This is a genomic window from Spongiactinospora sp. TRM90649, assembly GCF_029382225.1.
GTDB lineage: Bacteria > Actinomycetota > Actinomycetes > Streptosporangiales > Streptosporangiaceae > Spongiactinospora.
This window is the reverse complement of the sequence record NZ_JARLTC010000014.1, coordinates 1-17,188: the sequence shown is the minus strand read 5'-3', so window position 1 is coordinate 17,188 and position 17,188 is coordinate 1. Positions and strand designations below refer to the sequence as shown.

General features: G+C 72.2%; 19 protein-coding genes. 9 read left to right on the top strand and 10 right to left on the bottom strand.

The features are described 5' to 3' along the window. Positions 1–49 precede the first annotated feature (49 nt). The 3 genes from P3X83_RS18820 to P3X83_RS18810 all read left to right on the top strand — a co-directional run bounded on the left by P3X83_RS18820 (position 50) and on the right by P3X83_RS18810 (position 1,712). Positions 50–430: a VOC family protein gene (locus tag P3X83_RS18820; RefSeq protein ID WP_277306425.1), complete on the top strand. Its 381-nt coding sequence runs from the start codon at positions 50–52 to the stop codon at positions 428–430. Then, positions 418–1,221, top strand: coding sequence for an alpha/beta hydrolase (locus tag P3X83_RS18815; RefSeq protein ID WP_277306424.1), 804 nt, complete (start codon positions 418–420; stop codon positions 1,219–1,221). Before P3X83_RS18820 ends, P3X83_RS18815 begins: the two co-directional genes overlap by 13 nt. 296 nt (positions 1,222–1,517) lie before the next feature. Then, entirely contained in the window at positions 1,518–1,712 is a 195-nt protein-coding gene (locus tag P3X83_RS18810) for a hypothetical protein (RefSeq protein ID WP_277306423.1), read from the top strand. A 5-nt stretch (positions 1,713–1,717) separates the two neighbouring features. Here the strand turns inward: P3X83_RS18810 and P3X83_RS18805 are convergent, their stop codons facing one another. Beyond that, a complete protein-coding gene (locus P3X83_RS18805) occupies positions 1,718–2,374 on the bottom strand; it encodes a Uma2 family endonuclease (RefSeq protein WP_277306422.1) in 657 nt (218 codons plus the stop codon). Positions 2,375–2,555: 181 nt separating this feature from the next. Between P3X83_RS18805 and P3X83_RS18800 the strand changes: the two genes are divergently transcribed. Beyond that, positions 2,556–3,026 (top strand): DUF4396 domain-containing protein, encoded by a 471-nt coding sequence (locus P3X83_RS18800; RefSeq protein ID WP_277306421.1) that lies wholly within the window; start codon positions 2,556–2,558, stop codon positions 3,024–3,026. A 22-nt stretch (positions 3,027–3,048) separates the two neighbouring features. Here P3X83_RS18800 and P3X83_RS18795 read toward each other — a convergent pair whose 3' ends face one another. The 3 genes from P3X83_RS18795 to P3X83_RS18785 are packed head-to-tail and all read right to left on the bottom strand — an operon-like array spanning position 3,049 to position 4,241. Beyond that, positions 3,049–3,435: an MmcQ/YjbR family DNA-binding protein gene (locus P3X83_RS18795; RefSeq protein WP_277306420.1), complete on the bottom strand. Its 387-nt coding sequence runs from the start codon at positions 3,433–3,435 to the stop codon at positions 3,049–3,051. A gap of 30 nt (positions 3,436–3,465) precedes the next feature. Further along, positions 3,466–4,005, bottom strand: coding sequence for a Clp protease N-terminal domain-containing protein (locus tag P3X83_RS18790; protein WP_277306419.1), 540 nt, complete (start codon positions 4,003–4,005; stop codon positions 3,466–3,468). A gap of 2 nt (positions 4,006–4,007) precedes the next feature. Further along, the gene (locus P3X83_RS18785) at positions 4,008–4,241 is read right to left on the bottom strand and encodes an RNA polymerase subunit sigma-70 (protein WP_277306418.1); all 234 of its coding nucleotides are present in this window, start codon (positions 4,239–4,241) and stop codon (positions 4,008–4,010) included. 105 nt (positions 4,242–4,346) lie between these two features. On the opposite strand from P3X83_RS18785, the gene P3X83_RS18780 reads away from it, so the two are divergent. Together P3X83_RS18780 and P3X83_RS18775 are read left to right on the top strand one after the other, a co-directional pair. Beyond that, positions 4,347–6,041, top strand: coding sequence for an ABC transporter ATP-binding protein (locus tag P3X83_RS18780; protein ID WP_277306417.1), 1,695 nt, complete (start codon positions 4,347–4,349; stop codon positions 6,039–6,041). A 4-nt stretch (positions 6,042–6,045) separates the two neighbouring features. After that, the gene (locus P3X83_RS18775) at positions 6,046–7,815 is read left to right on the top strand and encodes an ABC transporter ATP-binding protein (protein ID WP_277306416.1); all 1,770 of its coding nucleotides are present in this window, start codon (positions 6,046–6,048) and stop codon (positions 7,813–7,815) included. Here P3X83_RS18775 and P3X83_RS18770 read toward each other — a convergent pair. After that, the gene (locus P3X83_RS18770) at positions 7,796–9,865 is read right to left on the bottom strand and encodes a prolyl oligopeptidase family serine peptidase (RefSeq protein WP_277306415.1); all 2,070 of its coding nucleotides are present in this window, start codon (positions 9,863–9,865) and stop codon (positions 7,796–7,798) included. The two genes, P3X83_RS18775 and P3X83_RS18770, sit on opposite strands and share 20 nt — an antisense overlap. A 47-nt stretch (positions 9,866–9,912) precedes the next feature. Here P3X83_RS18770 and mshB point away from each other — a divergent pair, with 47 nt between their 5' ends. From mshB to P3X83_RS18755, 3 genes are read left to right on the top strand one after another with little or no spacing between them, the layout of a single operon-like run. Continuing rightward, the gene (gene mshB / locus P3X83_RS18765; protein ID WP_277306414.1) at positions 9,913–10,797 is read left to right on the top strand and encodes an N-acetyl-1-D-myo-inositol-2-amino-2-deoxy-alpha-D-glucopyranoside deacetylase; all 885 of its coding nucleotides are present in this window, start codon (positions 9,913–9,915) and stop codon (positions 10,795–10,797) included. 11 nt (positions 10,798–10,808) lie between these two features. Beyond that, the gene (locus P3X83_RS18760; protein ID WP_277306413.1) at positions 10,809–11,372 is read left to right on the top strand and encodes a DUF6113 family protein; all 564 of its coding nucleotides are present in this window, start codon (positions 10,809–10,811) and stop codon (positions 11,370–11,372) included. Next, complete coding sequence (locus tag P3X83_RS18755) at positions 11,369–11,791, top strand: hypothetical protein (RefSeq protein ID WP_277306412.1); 423 nt, start codon at positions 11,369–11,371, stop codon at positions 11,789–11,791. The genes P3X83_RS18760 and P3X83_RS18755 overlap by 4 nt, the downstream gene beginning before the upstream one ends. A 17-nt stretch (positions 11,792–11,808) precedes the next feature. On the opposite strand, the gene P3X83_RS18750 is transcribed toward P3X83_RS18755, so the two are convergent. Genes P3X83_RS18750 through P3X83_RS18730 form a run of 5 tightly spaced genes read right to left on the bottom strand, consistent with a single transcriptional unit; the run spans position 11,809 to position 17,028 of the window. Further along, on the bottom strand, positions 11,809–12,456 hold the full coding sequence (locus P3X83_RS18750) for a response regulator transcription factor (RefSeq protein ID WP_277306411.1): 648 nt from the start codon (positions 12,454–12,456) through the stop codon (positions 11,809–11,811). Continuing rightward, a complete protein-coding gene (locus P3X83_RS18745; RefSeq protein WP_277306410.1) occupies positions 12,444–13,685 on the bottom strand; it encodes a sensor histidine kinase in 1,242 nt (413 codons plus the stop codon). Before P3X83_RS18745 ends, P3X83_RS18750 begins: the two co-directional genes overlap by 13 nt. Before the next feature lie 35 nt (positions 13,686–13,720). Further along, the gene (locus P3X83_RS18740) at positions 13,721–14,443 is read right to left on the bottom strand and encodes a hypothetical protein (RefSeq protein WP_277306409.1); all 723 of its coding nucleotides are present in this window, start codon (positions 14,441–14,443) and stop codon (positions 13,721–13,723) included. Between the two features lie 27 nt (positions 14,444–14,470). After that, entirely contained in the window at positions 14,471–15,865 is a 1,395-nt protein-coding gene (gene cysS / locus P3X83_RS18735; RefSeq protein ID WP_277306408.1) for a cysteine--tRNA ligase, read from the bottom strand. Positions 15,866–15,882: 17 nt separating this feature from the next. Continuing rightward, positions 15,883–17,028 (bottom strand): hypothetical protein, encoded by a 1,146-nt coding sequence (locus P3X83_RS18730; RefSeq protein WP_277306407.1) that lies wholly within the window; start codon positions 17,026–17,028, stop codon positions 15,883–15,885. Between the last annotated feature and the right edge of the window lie 160 nt (positions 17,029–17,188).

Here is a 17,188-nt window from a genome sequence, read left to right as displayed (position 1 = left end):
GTGATCAAGATACTTGAGGCATCCGATCAGCGATCAAAGGATGCGAACGATGTCGTACACGATGTTCCTCAACCTTCCGGTCAAGGACCTCGGCCGCGCCAAGACGTTCTTCACCGAGGTGGGCTTCCAGTTCCACGGCATGACCGATGACATGGCCTCCGTCGTCATCAACGACCGGTGCCAGGTCTTCCTGGTCGCCGAGCCGACGTTCGCCGGTTTCTCCCGCAACGCGGTGGCCGACCCGCGCGCCGCCACCCAGGCCATCGTGGTCATCGCCGTGGAGAGCCGTGCGGAAGTCGACGCCCTGGCCAAGAAGGCCGCCGTGGCGGGCGCCGAGCCGATCGGCGAGGCCCGGGAGGCCCACGGCCGCTACCAGCGCGGGTTCGCCGACATCGACGGTCACCACTGGGAGGTGCTGTGCCTGGTGTAGTGCGGACCGCTGCCGTCACCTCGGCCGACGGCACCCGCATCGCCTACGACCGGTACGGCTCCGGCCCCGCGCTCATCCTGGTGAACGGCGCGTTCACCGGCCGCGAGCACCCCGTCCTGGCCGGGGTGGCCGCCGCCCTGGCCCCGTGGTTCACCGTGGTGAACTACGACCGGCGCGGGCGCGGCGACAGCGGGGACACCCTGCCCTACGCGGTGCAGCGCGAGGTGGAGGACCTGGCCGCGCTGATCGCCGAGGTGGGCGGCACGGCGATGGTGTTCGGCGGCTCGTCGGGCGGCGCGCTGGCCCTCACGGCGGCGCTGTGCGACCCGGCGATCACCAGGGTGGCCGTGTGGGAGCCGCCGTACCACGTGGACGCGAGCGCGCCGTACCTGCCGGACGACTTCGCGGCGCGGCTCACCGCGCTCGTGGACGAGGGACGGCCCGCGGACGCGGTGGAAGTGTTCATGGTGCGGGCGGCCGAGGTGCCAGCGGAGGCGGTGGCCGCGATGCGCGGCGAGCCGTTCTGGGCGGCGGCCGAGGCGATCGCCCGCACCCTCGCCTACGAGGCCGCGGTGCTCGGGCCCGGCAACGCGCTGCCCGGCGGGCTCGCCGCCGTGCGCCAGCCCACGCTGGTCCTCAACGGCGCCGAGAGCGCCGCCTGGATGACCTCGGCGGGCCGGGCCGTGGCCGCGCTGATCCCCGGCGCGTCCCACCGGGTCCTTCCCGGCCAGGCCCACAATGTGAGCGCCGAGGCCCTCGCGCCCGAACTGCTGGAGTTCTTCGCCGGGTGAGCCCCGGCGGGAACGCGGTGGCCCTAGGGTGGGTCGATGGTCGACAGAGGCACACGCGTGCTGGTCGTGCGGAACGACCCGTCGAGCGGGATCGGGCGATTCGAGGAGTGGCTCACCGGGGCAGGAGCCACCGTGGACATCGTGCCCGCCTTCGACGGCACCCCGCCGCCCGCGCGGCTCGCCCACGACGCACGGGTGGTGCTGGGCGGCGGCTTCCTGCCCGACGACGACGATCGGGCGCCCTGGCTCCCCGCGACTCGTCCGCCATCACCTGCGCCTACCACATCCAGGTCAAAGTGGGCGGCGACCCGACCGGCGAGCCCTGGGTCGTCGAGGGCTCCGCAAAAGAGGTGGCCACCCGCCTGGCCGCCCTCACCGACCTCGGCTTCACCGCCTTCAGCCTGTCCCCCCTCGGCCCCGACCTTGAGACCCAGGCCGAAGCCCTGGCGAAAGAAGTCATCCCCGCCGTCCACGACGCCGTACGAGCCTGATTCGGCTACGCCCCGGCGAAGACCGATGTGTCGAGCACCGCGCCCACCGGTTCCGGAATGGGGAGTTCCTCGCCCATCTTCACTCGCGTGACCGTGCGGTAGCCATCGTCGGTGGGGTCGCTCCACACGCTCATGGTCTGCGGCTCGGCCTCAGGATCGACCACGAGGTAGAGCGGCACGCCGCCCCTGGCGTAGATGAGCGGCTTGTCTTCACGGTCTTCGCGGGTGCTGGACCGGGAGACCACTTCGGCGACCATGATCAGGCCATTTGAGATGATCTCACTGTCTCCCCAGGTGGGCGCGTCCTTGGGCCCCATCGCGAAGTCGGGGACCAGCGGTTCGCGAGTCCAGGCCATGCACACGTCGAGCTCAGGCCAGACCAGCCAGTCACGCTCGTCGGCGAGCGGCCCGAGCGTTCGCACAAGTTGACCGATGATCCAGGACTGCCGGGGATTGCCACGGGGACTCACGATGACCCTTCCGTTGACGACCTCGACGCGCAGGGCCGGCAGTTCGGGCAGCCACTCGACGAACTCCCGGACGGTCGTCGGCATCCGGTCGATCTTCGGCCGCTCCTCGGGCGCCTGCTGGGGGGCGGACTCGCTTTCGACTTCGACGGAATCGGCCGTCCTGGTATCCCGGTGAACTTGCCTGGAGGTCATGACCATGGCATACCCCGTTCGACTCGTGCGATCGCCGTCGCACAAAGTATCGCATCGATCGCTGAGCGTCGTCGCTCGATTGTCGTGCTTGCGGGAACTTGCGATCACGGGGGTAAGGCGTAGTAATGTCTGCGCTATACCCCCCTACCGTATATGATCGAAATCCCCCTGGAGTTCTGAGATGGCCGAACACGCGCACGCGCATCAGCACGGGCACACGGTGACGTGGAAGATGGCGGCGTCGGCGACGTTGCACTGCCTTACCGGGTGTGCGATCGGTGAGGTGCTGGGGATGGTGATCGGTACCGCGCTGGGCTGGCACAACGCGCCGACGATCGTACTGGCCGTCGTGCTGGCGTTCTTCTTCGGGTACCTGATGACGATCGTGGGGCTGCGCAGGGCGGGAGTGGATCTGCGCAGGGCGGTGAAGCTGGCCTTCGCCGCCGACACCGTGTCGATCATCGTCATGGAGATCGTGGACAACGGGGTCATGCTGCTGGTGCCCGGGGCGATGGACGCCGGGCTCACCACTGGACTGTTCTGGGGGGCGCTGGCCTTCGCGTTGCTGGTCGCCTTCGTGGTGACCACCCCGGTGAACAAGTGGATCATCGGCCGGGGCAAGGGGCACGCGGTGGTCCACGGCCTGCACTGACGGTCAATACGCGGTCAATACGTCAGGGGGGTATGGGGGCGGCGGTGGCCGATGTGACCTCGGCCACCAGGCGGCTCTCGTGGGCGTCGAGCAGGCGCTGCGGGGCGGTCAGGCACCATGCCTCGGTGACCAGCTCGGACAGCTCGGTGAGCGTGATCTTGGGCAGGTGGACCACGACCCAGCCGAACTGACCCGCCGTGAACTGCACCTCGAAGACGTCGGGCCGTTCGGCGACCAGCGCGAGCTGCTCGGTGATGGTGGCCTTCACGCCGACGGTCTCGGTCTTCTCCCAGAGGAAGCAGAAGCCCCGGTCTGTCACCTTGACGGAGGTCCACTCGCCGCCGTCGGCGAGGGTGACCTCCGGCAGGCGTTCCACCATCGCCAGGAACTCATCGACGCTCACACCCATGTCCTACTTCTATCAACCCCGACCGACATTTCACATCAGCAGTGGAGTCATCCGGTCCCGCAGGGTCTCGCCGGAGATGCCGGCCTCAGTGATGATCCGCATGGCCATGCCGTCGTCCTCGCGGATCAGGCCGAGCATGATGTGGCCGTCGGCGATGTGATTGTGCTTGAGCCGGATGGCCTCGCGCAGGGACAGTTCGAGGGCCTTCTTGGCCGCGGGGGTGAAGGGGATGTGCCGGGCGAACCCCTTGCGGCGGCCTCCGGGGCGGTCGAGCGCGCCGGGGCCGAAGGTGGCCTCGACCTTCTCCCGGACCGCCGCGAGGTCGATGCCGATGGTGCCGAGCGCGGCGGCGTCCAGGTCGTCGGAGCCGGCCAGGCGCCTGACCGCCGCGACCGCCCCCGCGTGGTCGAGGCCCAGCTCGTTCAGCACCCGCGCGGGCGGCCGGTCCCGTGCCGCCAGCAGTGAGAGCAGCAGGTGCTCGGTGCCGATGTAGGCGTGGTGCAGCTCTCTGGCCTGCGCCTGGGCCCCGGTGACGCTCTCCCGCGCGGCGGCCGTGAAACGTTCGAACATGCTCAGTCCTTCCTCCGTAGCAGCCCCCGGCCGCCCGCGTACTTCTTGTGTACCGCCTGCCTGCTCACCCCGAGGTGTCCGGCGATGTCCTGCCAGGACCAGCCCAGTGCCCTGGCGCTTTCCACCTGCAGCGTCTCCAGCCGATCCACCAGCACACGCAGGGCCCGCACCGCGCGCAGGCCCACCGCGGGATCGCGGCTGCCGGCGTCGGTCGCCAGTCGCGTCGTGTCGCTCATGGTGTCAATGTAGGTTGACGCCAGGCCGAATGTCAACCCTGGTTGACGCCGCCTGAGGAAAATCGATTGCCGCTCCATCCCGGCGTTTGTCAGGCTTGAGCGGCTATGCGCTCCTTACCGGCCGACCATCCCGGCACTCCAGACGCCCGCGGGCCCATGCGTTACCTGCTCTGGGTCGCCCGCATGCAGATGGCGCCCCTCCTCGCCGGAATCGGCTTCGCCGTACTCTGGTGGCTCGGCCAGGCCATGGTCCCCATGGTCGTCGGCCGGGGCGTGGACGCCCTCACCCACGAGGACCTCGACGGCCTGCTCATCTGGTCGGGGGTGCTGCTCGGCCTCGGCGGGGTGCAGGCGTGGGCGGGCATCATGCGGCACCGCAGGGCGGTGTACGTCTGGCTCTCCGCCGCCTACCGCACGGTCCAGGTCACCGTCCGCCAGGCCACCAGGCTCGGCGCCACGCTCCCCAAACGGCTGTCCACCGGCGAGGCCGTCAGCATCGGCACCTCCGACATCGCCCACATCGGCAACGCCATGGACATCCTGCTGCGCGGCACCGGGGCGATCGTGGCCATCGTCACGGTCACTGTGATCCTCATCACCACCTCGCCCACGCTCGGCCTGGTCGTCCTGGTCGGCGTGCCGCTGATGGCCGTCGCGGTCGGCCCGCTGCTGCGCCCCTTGCACCACCGCCAGCAGGCCCACCGCGACCTGCAGGGCGACCTCGCCACCAGGGCCACCGACATCGTCTCCGGCCTGCGCGTGCTGCGCGGCGTCGGCGGCGAGGAGGTCTTCTCCGACCGCTACCGCGACGAGTCCCAGCGGGTGCGCCACGCGGGGGTCCGCGTCGCCTCCGTCGAATCCGTGCTCGAAGGCGCGCAGCTCCTGCTGCCAGGACTGCTGATCGCCGGGGTCACCTGGCTCGGCGCGACCTACGCCACCCAGGGCGAGATCTCAGCCGGCGAGCTGGTCTCCTTCTACGGCTACGCGGTCTTCCTGATCTCCCCGCTGCGCACGCTCACCGAGGCGGCCGACAAGCTCACCAAGGGCCACGTCGCCGCCCGGCGGGTCGTCCGCGTGCTGCGGCTCGAACCGGAGATCACCGGGGGCGCGCGGGCCGCCGTGCCGTCCGGGCCCCGGTCGGGGGCGCTGGCCGACCCCGGCTCCGGCGTGACCCTGCGCCAGGGCGAGTTCACCGCCATCGCCGCAGGCACCCCGGAGGAGGCCGTCGAGATCGCCGACCGGCTCGGCCGCTACACCGAGAGCGACGCCACCCTCGGCGGCGTCCCCCTGCGCGAGCTGGCGGTTGCCGACGTGCGCGGACGCGTCCTGATCGCCGACAACAACGCCCGGCTCTTCACCGGACGGCTGCGCGACGAACTCGGCGGCCATGACGACGAGACCATCCGCCGTGCGCTGCACACCGCCTGCGCCACCGACATCGTGGACGCCCTGCCCGGCGGCCTGGACGCCCACGTGGCCGAGGCCGGGCGCGAGTTCTCCGGCGGGCAGCAGCAGCGGCTGCGGCTGGCCAGGGCGCTGCTCGCGGACAGCGAGGTGCTGATCCTGATCGAGCCGACCAGCGCGGTGGACGCGCACAGCGAGGCGCGGATCGCCGGACGGCTGGCGCTCGCGCGGGCCGGCCGCACCACCCTGGTGGCCACCACCAGCCCCCTGGTGCTCGACCGCGCCGAACGCGTGATCTACGTCGAGGGCGGCCGGGTGCGGGACGAGGGCACCCACCGCGACCTGCTCACCGCCAACCCCGCCTACCGGGCCACGGTCATCAGAGGAGAGGACTGACCCGATGGCACAGCAGATCCTGCCGGTCGCCGACCGGCGTCAGGTCCGGGCCTACGCCCGGCGGCTGACACTCAAATATCCCCGCCAGCTCACCCTGGCGCTCGGGCTGCACGCGCTCGCCGCGATCTGCGGGCTCGCCGCGCCGCGGCTGCTCGGGGAACTGGTGCAGGGCATCGAGCAGGGCACCGGCGTGGACGTGACCACGGCGGCGCTGGCCATCGCGGGCTTCGTGGCCGGCCAGGCGGTGCTGATCCGCTTCGCCGTCTACGCCTCGGCCCGGCTCGGTGAGAAGGTGCTCGCCGAGCTGCGCGAGGACTTCGTCCGGCAGGTGCTCGCGCTGCCGCTGTCCACGGTGGAGCGCGCCGGGTCGGGCGACCTGATCAGCCGTACCTCGCGCGACGTCGACGCGCTGTCGCGGACCGTGCGGCACGCCGTCCCCGAGACGCTGATCGCCATCGTGACCGGCGCCTTCGCGATCGGCGCGCTGGTGCTCGTCGGCCCGCTGCTCGCGCTGCCCTGCCTGGTCGCCGTGCCGCTGCTGTGGGTCTCCACCCGGTGGTACCTGAAGCGCGCCCGCGACGGCTACCTGCGGGAGAACGCCGCCTACGCGGACATGACCGAGGGCTTGGCCGAGACCGTGGAGGGCGCCCGCACGGCCGAGGCGCTGGGACTGCAGGAGCGCAGGCACGCCCGCACCGACCGCGACATCTCAAGGTCGTGGGCGGCCGAGCGCTACACCCTCGGGCTGCGGACCGTGTGGTTCCCGTCGATCGAGATGGGCTACGTGCTGCCCGTGGTGGCCACGCTGCTCATCGGCGGGATCTTCTACCTGCGCGGCTGGGTCGAACTGTGGCAGGTCACCACCGCCACCCTGTACGTGCAGCAGCTCATCGACCCCCTCGACCGCCTGCTGACCTGGATCGACGAACTCCAGGTGGGCGGGGCGTCGATGGCCAGGCTGCTCGGTGTCGCCAACGTCCCCGACGACCGCACGCCCGGCCGGGAGCGGCCCAGCGGCGAGAAGCTCGTCGCGGACGGCGTGCGCTACGCCTACCGCGACGGCCACGACGTGCTGCACGGAGTGGACCTCACCGTGGCCCCCGGCGAACGGCTCGCCATGGTCGGCCCGTCCGGCGCGGGCAAGTCCACGCTGGGCAGGCTCCTGGCCGGCATCCACGGCCCCCGCACGGGATCGGTCACCGTCGGCGACGTGCCCCTGGTCGAGCTGCCGCTCGGCGACCTGCGCGGCCACGTGGCCCTGGTCACCCAGGAGCACCACGTGTTCCGGGGCACGCTGCGCGACAACCTGCTGATCGCCCGCCCGGACGCCACCGACGAGCAGATCGGGCAGGCCCTTTCCGCCGTGGACGCGGGGGAGTGGGTCGCCGCGCTGCCCGACGGCCTGGACACCGTGGTCGGCTCCGGCGGCGAGGCCGTCTCGCCCGCTCACGCCCAGCAGCTCGCGCTGGCCAGGCTCGTCCTGGCCGACCCGCACACGCTTGTGCTGGACGAGGCGACCTCGCTGATCGACCCCAGGGCCGCCCGTCACCTGGAGCGCTCGCTGGCCGCCGTCCTCGACGGCCGCACCGTGATCGCCATCGCCCACCGCCTGTACACCGCGCACGACGCCGACCGGGTGGCCGTCGTGGAGGACGGCCGGATCTCCGAGCTGGGCTCCCACGACGAACTGGTCGCGGAGGGCGGCTCTTACGCCGCCCTCTGGGACTCCTGGAACGGCCGGGAGGCCCGCCCGGCTACCCGAGCGCCTTCTTGAGGAACTCCACCTGGAGCAGCAGCAGGTTCTCCGCCACCACCTCCTGCGGCGTCATGTGGGTGACCCCCGACAGCGGGAGCACGGTGTGCGGACGGCCCGCCGCAAGCAGCGCCGAGGAGAACCGCAGCGTGTGCGCGGCCACCACGTTGTCGTCGGCCAGTCCGTGGATGAGCAGCAGCGGCCGGTCGAGCTTGCCCGCGTCGGCGAGCAGGCCGGACCGCTCGTAGGGCTCCGGGTCGTCACCGGGGTGCCCCAGGTAGCGCTCGGTGTAGCAGGTGTCGTAGAGCCGCCAGTCGGTGACCGGCGCCCCCGCCACGGCGGCGTGGAAGACGTCGGGCCTGCGCAGCACGGCCAGCGCCGCCAGGTAGCCGCCGAACGACCAGCCCCGGATGCCGACCCTGGACAGGTCGAGGTCGTCGGGGTAGGCCGCCGCCGCGCCCTGGAGGGCGTCGACCTGGTCCTCCAGGACGGGCGTGGCCAGGTCGTGCAGCACCGCGCGCTCGAAGCCGGGGCCCCGGCCGGGGGTGCCCCGGCCGTCGGCGACGACGACGGCGAAGCCCTGGTCGGCCAGCCACTGGCCGGCGCTGTAGGCACTGGCGGCGGACAGCACGCGCTGGAAGTGCGGCCCGCCGTACGGGTCCATCAGCACGGGCAGCCGGGCCGAGCCGGGCACGTGCCAGGACGGCAGCAGCACGGCGGTGGCCAGGTCGCGCTCGCCCGCACGGATCAGCGACACCCGCAGATCGACGCCGGGACGCTCGGCGAGCGAGGTGATGTGGGCGTGCGCGCCGCCCCTGGACACCCGGACGACGGGGCCGCGCTCGGATTCGAGGGTCTGGCCGGTGATCACCAGGGTGCCGCCGGTGGACTGCCCGTTGTAGACGCCGCCCTCATCCGGGCTGACCAGGCGGAGCGAGCCGCCGGCGTACGTCCACACCGCGATCTCGGTCGGGTCGCCACCGCTCGCCCGGAACAGGACGGCGTCGCCGTCCACGCCGAGCACGTCGCGGACCTGGAGCGTCGGCGGGGTGACCGGCCGGTCGCCGATGATCAGCCGTCGGCCGCCCTCGGAGATCGCCGTCCAGACCAGCGTGCCGTCGGACAGGCGGGCGGGGACGCCGGAGATGACGTCGACCCAGGCGTCGTCGGTGTCCTCGCGGACCAGGCTGGACTCGCCGGTGGCGGGATCGACCGAGAGCAGCCGCAGGGACCGCTGGTCGCGGGACATCGTGACGATCGACAGGCCGTGCGCGTCCCACGAGACGGTGGCCAGGTACTCCTGCTCGAACGGCACCGCCACGCGCCCGCCGTCCAGGCCGAGCACGAACAGCTCCACGACCGCGTTGTCCGTGCCCGCCGCCGGGTAGCGCTGCTCGGCCGCCGGGCGGTCCGGGTTGGCCGGGTCGGCGATGTGCCAGGTGTTGACGGGGGCGTCGTCCACGCGGGCGGCCAGCAGGGCGTCGCCGGAGGGCGACCACCAGTAGCCGCGCATCCGGTCGATCTCCTCGGCGGCGATGAACTCGGCCAGGCCGTAGCGGACGGTGTCCGCCTCCGGCTCGGCCAGCGCGCGGTCCTCGTCGCTCGCCAGGTCTCGCACCCGCAGGATGCCGCCGGTGACGTAGGCCACCCGGCCGCCGTCGGGGGAGAGCCGGGGGTCGAACACCGGGCCGGGCGTCTCCAGAGCGCGCACCTCGCCCGAGGCCAGGTCGGCGACGTACAGCCCGCCCGACAGGGCGAACGCGGCGGACGTCACGGCCGCGTCGGTGGCGTAGCCGACGACGCCGCCCGCGCCCTCGCGGGCCCGCTCACGGCGGGCGCGCTCCTCGGGCGGCAGGTTCTCGCCGTCGTCGCCGATCCGGCGCGGATCGACGATCAGCCGCTCCTGTCCCGACTCGACGTCGAGTTCCCACAGACACGTGACCGGATCCGTGCCCCCGCGCGAGCGGAGGAACACGACACGGTCTCCATCCGGGGAGATTGTGCAGCTCCGCGGGACGCCGAGCGTGAAACGGTGAGTCCGGGCGTACATGCGGGGAAAACTCTCGCTCATAGCCCCTCATCCTGCCAGCCGGAGCGCTCCGGGATAATGTCTGCGACATGGAAGATCGGCGGCTGTTGCTGGTGCACGCCCACCCCGACGACGAGACCATCGGAACCGGCGCGACGATGGCCAGGTACGCCGCGGAGGGGGCGCGCGTCACGCTGGTGACCTGCACGCTCGGCGAGGAAGGCGAGATCATCCCCGATGAGCTGGGCCACCTCGGCCCCGACGCCCTCGGGGAGCACCGGGTCGGCGAGCTCGGCGCGGCGTGCGCGGCCCTCGGGGTCGGCGACCACCGTTTCCTCGGCGGCCCCGGCCGCTACCGCGACTCCGGGATGATGGGCGCGGCCTCCAACCACCGCCCCGACGCCTTCTGGCAGGCGCCGCTCGACGAGCCCGCCGGGCTGCTGGCCGAGATCATCCGCGAGGTGCGCCCGCAGGTGCTCGTCACCTACGACGAGAACGGCTACTACGGTCATCCCGACCACATCCAGGCGCACCGCGTCGCGCGCCGGGCCACCGAGCTGGCGGCGGAGGGCGACGCCCCGTGGCGGGTCGCGAAGTTCTACCACACCGCGACGCCCCGCTCGGCGATCCGGCGGGCGGCGGAGGCCATGCGCGAGGGCCGGTCGGGGTTCATCGCGGAGGACGTGGACGACGCGCCGTACGGCTCCGACGACCGCGACATCACCACCGAGATCGACGCGCGGCCGTACCTGCCGAACAAGATCGAGGCGATGCGCGCGCACGCCACCCAGATCAGCGTGTCCCCGCCGTGGTTCGCGCTGTCCAACGGGATCGGGCAGGAGATCGCCGGGGTGGAGCACTTCATCCTGCGGGGCGGCGTGCCCGGTGCGCCCGGGGCGGGCGCGCCGATCGAGGCGGGCGGCCTCGGCGAGCCGCACACGCGGGAGACCGACCTGTTCGCGGGCATCCACTAGCCTTGCGCGGTATGGGGGAAACATCGGGCAAGCCGATCAGGGCAACGTCGTCGCAGGTAGAACCGCCTGACGACGCCGCGTTCCGCCCCGAGAGCGAGCCCGCCGAGGCCGCGGGGACGGCAGAGGCCGGCGCCGAAGCGGCTGCCGGGGAAGAGCGGGAGCCGCCCCGCGAGCTGCCCGCGTGGGTGACCGGCGTGGTGTTCGCGATCTTCGGCGTGCTACTCGGCGTGGTCGGCGGCTTCCTGCACAACGCCTATGCGCTGGCCGACGTGCCGTTCGTGTCCGTCGCCTGGGTCCTGGTGCTGGCCGGTCTGGTCCATCTCACCGGACGCCTGACCGGCGGCAGGCTCGTGCCGCTCGTGATCACGGCCGTGTGGATCGCGGTCTCGCTGGTGCTCTCAGGCCGCCGGGTGGAGGGCGACCTGGTGATCGCCGCCAACGCGGCCGGATACGTCTACCTCTACGGCGGATTCGTGGCCATGCTGATCGCGGCGCTGCTGGTGCCGTCGCGCGGGCCGTCCTGGCTGCTCAGGTATGGCGCGGGCGGCCCCTCGGGCCCACAATCGGGAGCATGAGCGGCTGGCAGCGGGTACGACAGGTCATCAACTGGATCAACCTGTCCACACTTTTCGGCCTTTTCATCGCCAAACTCGGCCGCGCCCGGCTCTCCCATGGTCCCCGCGGCCTGATCTTCGCCTACGGCTACCGCATTCCGTTCCCCATCGCCAACGCCTTCACCCTGGGCAACGTGGTGCTGACCAAGAACCCCGAGGGCTTCCTGCACGGCTGCCTGCTCGACCACGAGAACCGCCACGCCACGCAATACGCCTTCTGCCTCGGCATCGTGATGCTCCCCCTCTACGTGGTCGCGCTCGCCGTCTCCTACGCCCTCTGCGGCCACCAGGGCTCCTGGAACATCTTCGAACGCCTCGCCGGTCTCGACGACGGCGGCTACCCCCACACCCCCGTCCGCTGGCGCCGCCGCGTCATCTGATCGCCCGGCCCGCGGGGTCACTCCTGGCTGTTCAGGTAGGCCAGGACGGCCAGCACCCTGCGGTGGCCGGTCTCGGAGACCGGGAGGCCGAGCTTGGCGAAGATGTTGCCGATGTGCTTGTGCACGGCGTTGTCGGTGACGAACAGGCGGCGGCCGATCTCGGTGTTGCCCAGGCCCTCGGCCATCAGGGTCAGCACCTCGCGTTCGCGGTCGGTGAGCGCGTCGATCGCGGCGCGGTCGCCTCTGGCCATGAGCTGGGCGATGACCTCGGGGTCCATGGCGGTGCCGCCGGAGGCGACGCGGCGCAGGCCGTCCACGAACTCCGAGACCCGGCTCACGCGGTCCTTCAGCAGGTAGCCGACGCCGCCGGAGCCGTCGGAGAGCAGTTCGCGGGCGTAGACCTTCTCCACGTACTGCGACAGCACCAGGACCGGCAGGCCCGGGTGGGCCTGCCGGAGGGTCAGCGCCGCCCGGATGCCCTCGTCGCGGAACGTCGGCGGGAGCCGCACGTCGGCGATCACGGCGTCCGGGGCGTGCTCTTCCACGGCCCGCATCAGGCCGGGGGCGTCGGTGACGACCTCGGCGACCTTGATGCCCTTGGCGTCGAGGAGGAGTTCGAGGCCGGCCGACAGCAGCACGTTGTCCTCGGCGATCACGACGCGCATGGCAGCTCCACGGTGATGGCGGTCGGGCCGCCGGTCGGGCTCTCGACGAGAGTGGTGCCGTCGAGGGCGGCGGCTCTGCGGCGGATGCCGACCACGCCGGTGCCCCGGCTCTCGTCCACCCCGCCGACGCCGTTGTCGGTGACCTCGATGAGCAGTTTTCCGGTGTAGCGGCTGAGCTGGACGGTGAGCAGGGTCGCGCCGCTGTGCTTGGCGGCGTTGGTGACGGCCTCGGCCACGATGAAGTAGGCCGCGGCCTCGATGGCGGCGGGCAGGCGCCCCAGCTCGCCGAGCCGCAGCTCGACCGGTACGGCCGACTGCGCGGCCACCGCGGCGAGCGCCCCCTCAAGCCCCCGGTCGGCGAGGATCGGCGGGTACATCGTGCGGATCACGGTGCGCAACTCCGTCATCGCCTCCTCGGTTCCGGCGTGCGCCTCCTGGATGAGCCTGGCGACCGCCCCCGCGTCGTCGCCCAGCGCCTCCTTGGCCACCCCGAGCCGCATCGCGATGGCGACGAGCCTGGCCTGGGTGCCGTCGTGCAGGTCGCGCTCGATGCGGCGCAGTTCCGCGCCGTGGGCGTCGAGCACGTCGGCCCGGCTCTCGGTCAGCTCCTCCACCCGCTCGCTCAGCAGCTCCTCCGCCGACGGCTCCAGGACGTGGATCACGGAGGTGGCGTGGGCGTGGGCCAGCTTCGGGAACACCCAGTAGGTCAGCGCCCCGGCGGCGAGCGTCTGGCCGACGCCGAGCGCGAGCGCCGTGCCCCAGTTGGTGATCGGGATGGACACCAGCATCCGGAAGGGCTCGTCGGCGGGGAAGATCCACCAGAGCAGGGCCATCGGGAGCGACAGCACGGTCGCGACGGTACCGGTCACCGCGGCCAGCCCGGCCGGGATGCCGACGAGGATCTGCCGGAGGACCCAGCGCAGGTCGCGCCGGACGTCCCGGGACTCGCGCAGCCGCCGCCACTGCGCCCGCACGCCCTTGTCCAGCGTCATACGGCGCGGCGTCAGCTCGACGCCCAGGAGCGCGGCGGCCCGCTCGCGATGCCACTCGGTCCACTGCCGCAACCCGAGCAGCATCCGGGGAAAGAGCACCACCCCGACCCCGCCCACCGCCGTGGACAGCACCCCGATGCCCAGCACCGGCGGAATCAGCAGAGTCACGAACGCGCTGCCCAGCCCGGTGAGCAGGTAGACGCACGCGCGCCAGGATCGGTGGAAGTGTTCGCCCATGTCAGCCAGTGTGCGGGAATATCAGACGCTGCACACTACAGCAGACTCCACCCCTGAAGGACCCGTAGCCGCTCCCGCGCCTTCGCCAGCGCGACCCGATGCTCCGGAACGTCGGGGGAGCGCTCCGCGAGATCCTCGTGCAGCTCGATCTCCCGCCGGCACAGCCCGATCTCCAGCTCCCGGTGTTCCGCGCCCCCCGAGCCCGCCCGGTCGAGCGCCGCCCGCGCCTCGGCGATCATCGCCACCCGCTCGGCCACCGGCATCGCGGGCAGCGTGCCGCTCACCGGCGCCTCGCCGGGCGATCCGCCGGCGGAGGCCCAGGCGTCCAGGTCGGCGACCGCACCGGCCAGCCGGTCGGGCGTGGTGTAGATCTCCTCCGCCCGCTCGGGCAGCAGCCAGGCTTGCAGCATGCGCCCCCGCAGTTCGCGCTCGGCCCTGGCGTACCGGTCTCGCGCGTCACGCTCGGTGGTGTCGTCGCCGAGCGCGTCGGCGATCCGCTCCCAGCCGGTTCCCCTGCACCGTTCGTGGACGACGGCGAGCTCCAGCAGGCCGCGCGCCTCCTCGACCAGGTTCGCCGCCGCCCGCACGAACTCGCCTTCGGCCGCGTACGGATCGGCCGTCGTCGGGACCAGCTCTCGGGCCGAGTCGGCGAGTTCCCTGGCGAGCTGGGCGAGCGACACGCGGGTGAGGCCCGCCTGGGAGTATGCCGCCGAGCGGTACCGGCTCGGCCGTTCGTCAAACGTGCCAGGGTGTCCCATGGGGCAAGGGGATCGCGGGCGGTGGGGTCATGTCAATGTGGTGGTCTGGCCCTGGGGGGTGTCGGTGACCTTGACGCCGAGGGCGGCGAGTTCATCGCGGAGGCGGTCGGCGGTGGGCCAGTCGGCGGTCTCGCGGGCGCGGGCGCGTTGCTGGAGCAGGTCGGCGGCGCCGCCGGGCAGCGGGACGGTGGCCGGGGCCCGGCCGATGTCGGAGGAGAGGTCGAGCGCCAGGATGTGGTCGAGGTGCAGGAACGCCTCGAACTTGGCGCCGGGCGGCTCGGCGTCGTCGCGTTCCAGCTCGCGCAGGACGCGCAGGGCGAGCGGGGTGTCGAGGTCGTCGTCGAGGGCGGCCTGGGCGCGTTCGACGTGCCCCGCGCTCATCGGACGGCTGGGCGACTCGGCCCACTCCGCGACGCGGGCCCGCCAGCGCCGCAGGGTGCGGTCGGCGGCGCGCAGGGTGTCCCAGGTGAGGTTGAGCTGGTGCCGGTAGCGGTGTTCGAGCAGCGCCAGGCGTACGGCCAGCGGGTCGAGCCCCGCCGCCGTGACGTCGGACATCAGCACCACGTTGCCCGACGACTTGGCCATCTTGCGCCCCTCGAAAAGCAGGTGCTCGCCGTGCACCCAGTGCGCGACCACGTCGTGGCCGACCGCCGCGTTGGACTGGGCGCGTTCGTCCTCGTGGTGCGGGAAGCGCAGGTCGATGCCGCCGGTGTGGACGTCGATGTGCTCGCCCAGGAAGCGAAGGGACATGGCCGAGCACTCGACGTGCCAGCCGGGGAATCCGCGCGTCCAGGGGGTCTCCCAGGTGAGGTCGCGGTGGGAGTGCTTCCACAGGGCCCAGTCGGCGTGGAAGCGCTTGCGGGTGTCGACGCCCTCGACCCGGTGGCCGGGCTTGAGCTGGTCCAGCCGATTTCCCGAAATTTCCCCATAAGAAGGAAAAGACGTGGCATCGAAGAACACCGAACCGTCCGGCCCGACGTACGCGTGCCCCTTCTCGATCAGCTTGGCGATCAGCTCGATCATCAGGTCGATCGTCTCGGTCGCCCGGGGCGTGTGCTCGGGCGGGCGCACGTTCAGCGCCGCCGTGTCGGCGCGGAAGGCGTCCTCGTAGAACCGCGCGAGATCCTGGGCCGAACGGCCCTCGGCGCGGGCCTGTGCCAGGACCTTGTCCTCGCCGGTCGGGTCGATCTCGGCGTCGTCCACCAGGTGGCCGACGTCGGTGATGTTCTGGCAGACCACCACCCGCACGCCCTGCCGTTCGCAGACCCGGCGGATGAGGTCGGACAGCAGGTAGGAACGCAGGTTGCCGACGTGCGCGTATCGGTAGACGGTAGGGCCACAGGTGTACATGCGCAGCGACCGCGAGCCGGTCTGGACGATCGGCTCGACCTGCCTGTTCCGCGTGTCGTACAACCGCAGCATGTCTCCGAGCCTAGGCGCTACTGCACCACCGGGTCGAGGAAAGCCAGGATGTCGCGGTCGCCGCGCTCGCGCAGCCGGGAGAGCACTTCGTCACGCGTGGTGCCCTCGGCCAGGCCGATCCGCGCGCCGATCAGCCGGGCCCCCTCGGCCTCGGACGCCACCGGGGCCGTGTAGCCGATCAGGTGCAGCGCCCGGTTCAGTGGCGGCAGGCTCGGCGCCGCCGACTGCAGGAACCTGGTCAGCAGTTCCCCGCCGTCGGACACCGTCAGGAAGATGTGGTCGCCCTCCTGCGCCCCGAACTCCACGAGCACCGGCCGGATCGACCCCATGGTGGGCTGGTTGTGCCAGCTGATCACCACGTCGCCGGACGGGGCCGAGGCGGTGAGCTGCCCGCCGGGAGCCATCCCCAGATAGGCCGCGAACCCCGTCGGCAGCGGCGAACCGGACCCGCGCAGGTGCTCGGCGTTGACGTCGACCCGGTGCCACCACCGGCCGTCGCGGCTGCGGAAGCAGCGGCGGGTCTCCGAGACGTCTCTGCGCGGCTGGTACGGCTCGGCCACCTCCTGCCCGGCCACCCGGATCCAGCCCCGCTGGGTCCGCTCGAACCCCGGGCCCCCGGCGTACGCGCGCACCGAGCTTTCGCTCACGTCGTAACGGGTGGTCAGGTTGGTGACGATGGTGTTGACCGACGCCTCGCCCCCGGCCCGCTCGATCTCCCTGGCGATCATCTCGCGGATGCCGAGGTACTGCTCGCCGCCCCAGCGGGTCAGGCCGTACTTGTTCCGGTCCACCCGCAGGAACCGGTCGTCGGCGGTGAGCTGGTTGCGGATGCCGACCAGGCTGTAGTCCTCGCCGATGCGCTCCTGGATCTCCTCGGGCGTCAGCGGGATGCCGGAGATGGCGAGCACCGCCTCGGCCTTCTCGTTGACGCTGCGCGGCCAGGCCACCACGTGCCCGTCGAGCACCCGCAGGTGCGGGACCGCCATGATCCACCGCTCGGCGACGTCGTCGCGCAGGCCGAGCTGGGAGACCAGGGAGACGGCCTCGGGCAGCGGGCGCGGGCCGTCGGTGAAGAGCTGCCGGGTCTTCTCGCGCAGCTCGTCCGCGCCGCCCGCGACCAGCCAGCCGTCCACCTGCTCGAAGCCGGTCAGCAGGGTGCGCACGAACCGCCACACCGGGATGCCCAGCGACGCCAGGTCGGGGGGGGGGCCCCGCCCCCCCCCCCCCCCGGGGGGGCCGGGCCCCCCCGCCGCCCTCGGCTATGAGCCCAACCCGGTGGCCAGGGGCCTGATCACGGCCGTACCGCGGTGGTCGCGCACAACG

Bases quoted from the DNA above. Each gene is read 5' to 3' on its own strand.
- P3X83_RS18805 (WP_277306422.1), bottom strand. From the start codon at position 2,374: ATGACCTCCAGGCAAGTTCACCGGGATACCAGGACGGCCGATTCCGTC.
- P3X83_RS18770 (WP_277306415.1), bottom strand. From the start codon at position 9,865: ATGAGCGAGAGTTTTCCCCGCATGTACGCCCGGACTCACCGTTTCACG.
- P3X83_RS18790 (WP_277306419.1), bottom strand. From the start codon at position 4,005: ATGTTCGAACGTTTCACGGCCGCCGCGCGGGAGAGCGTCACCGGGGCC.
- P3X83_RS18745 (WP_277306410.1), bottom strand. From the start codon at position 13,685: ATGGGCGAACACTTCCACCGATCCTGGCGCGCGTGCGTCTACCTGCTC.
- P3X83_RS18780 (WP_277306417.1), top strand. From the start codon at position 4,347: ATGCGCTCCTTACCGGCCGACCATCCCGGCACTCCAGACGCCCGCGGG.
- P3X83_RS18750 (WP_277306411.1), bottom strand. From the start codon at position 12,456: ATGCGCGTCGTGATCGCCGAGGACAACGTGCTGCTGTCGGCCGGCCTC.
- P3X83_RS18740 (WP_277306409.1), bottom strand. From the start codon at position 14,443: ATGGGACACCCTGGCACGTTTGACGAACGGCCGAGCCGGTACCGCTCG.
- P3X83_RS18785 (WP_277306418.1), bottom strand. From the start codon at position 4,241: ATGAGCGACACGACGCGACTGGCGACCGACGCCGGCAGCCGCGATCCC.
- mshB (WP_277306414.1), top strand. From the start codon at position 9,913: ATGGAAGATCGGCGGCTGTTGCTGGTGCACGCCCACCCCGACGACGAG.
- P3X83_RS18795 (WP_277306420.1), bottom strand. From the start codon at position 3,435: ATGGGTGTGAGCGTCGATGAGTTCCTGGCGATGGTGGAACGCCTGCCG.
- P3X83_RS18755 (WP_277306412.1), top strand. From the start codon at position 11,369: ATGAGCGGCTGGCAGCGGGTACGACAGGTCATCAACTGGATCAACCTG.
- P3X83_RS18760 (WP_277306413.1), top strand. From the start codon at position 10,809: ATGGGGGAAACATCGGGCAAGCCGATCAGGGCAACGTCGTCGCAGGTA.
- P3X83_RS18800 (WP_277306421.1), top strand. From the start codon at position 2,556: ATGGCCGAACACGCGCACGCGCATCAGCACGGGCACACGGTGACGTGG.
- cysS (WP_277306408.1), bottom strand. From the start codon at position 15,865: ATGCTGCGGTTGTACGACACGCGGAACAGGCAGGTCGAGCCGATCGTC.
- P3X83_RS18820 (WP_277306425.1), top strand. From the start codon at position 50: ATGTCGTACACGATGTTCCTCAACCTTCCGGTCAAGGACCTCGGCCGC.
- P3X83_RS18775 (WP_277306416.1), top strand. From the start codon at position 6,046: ATGGCACAGCAGATCCTGCCGGTCGCCGACCGGCGTCAGGTCCGGGCC.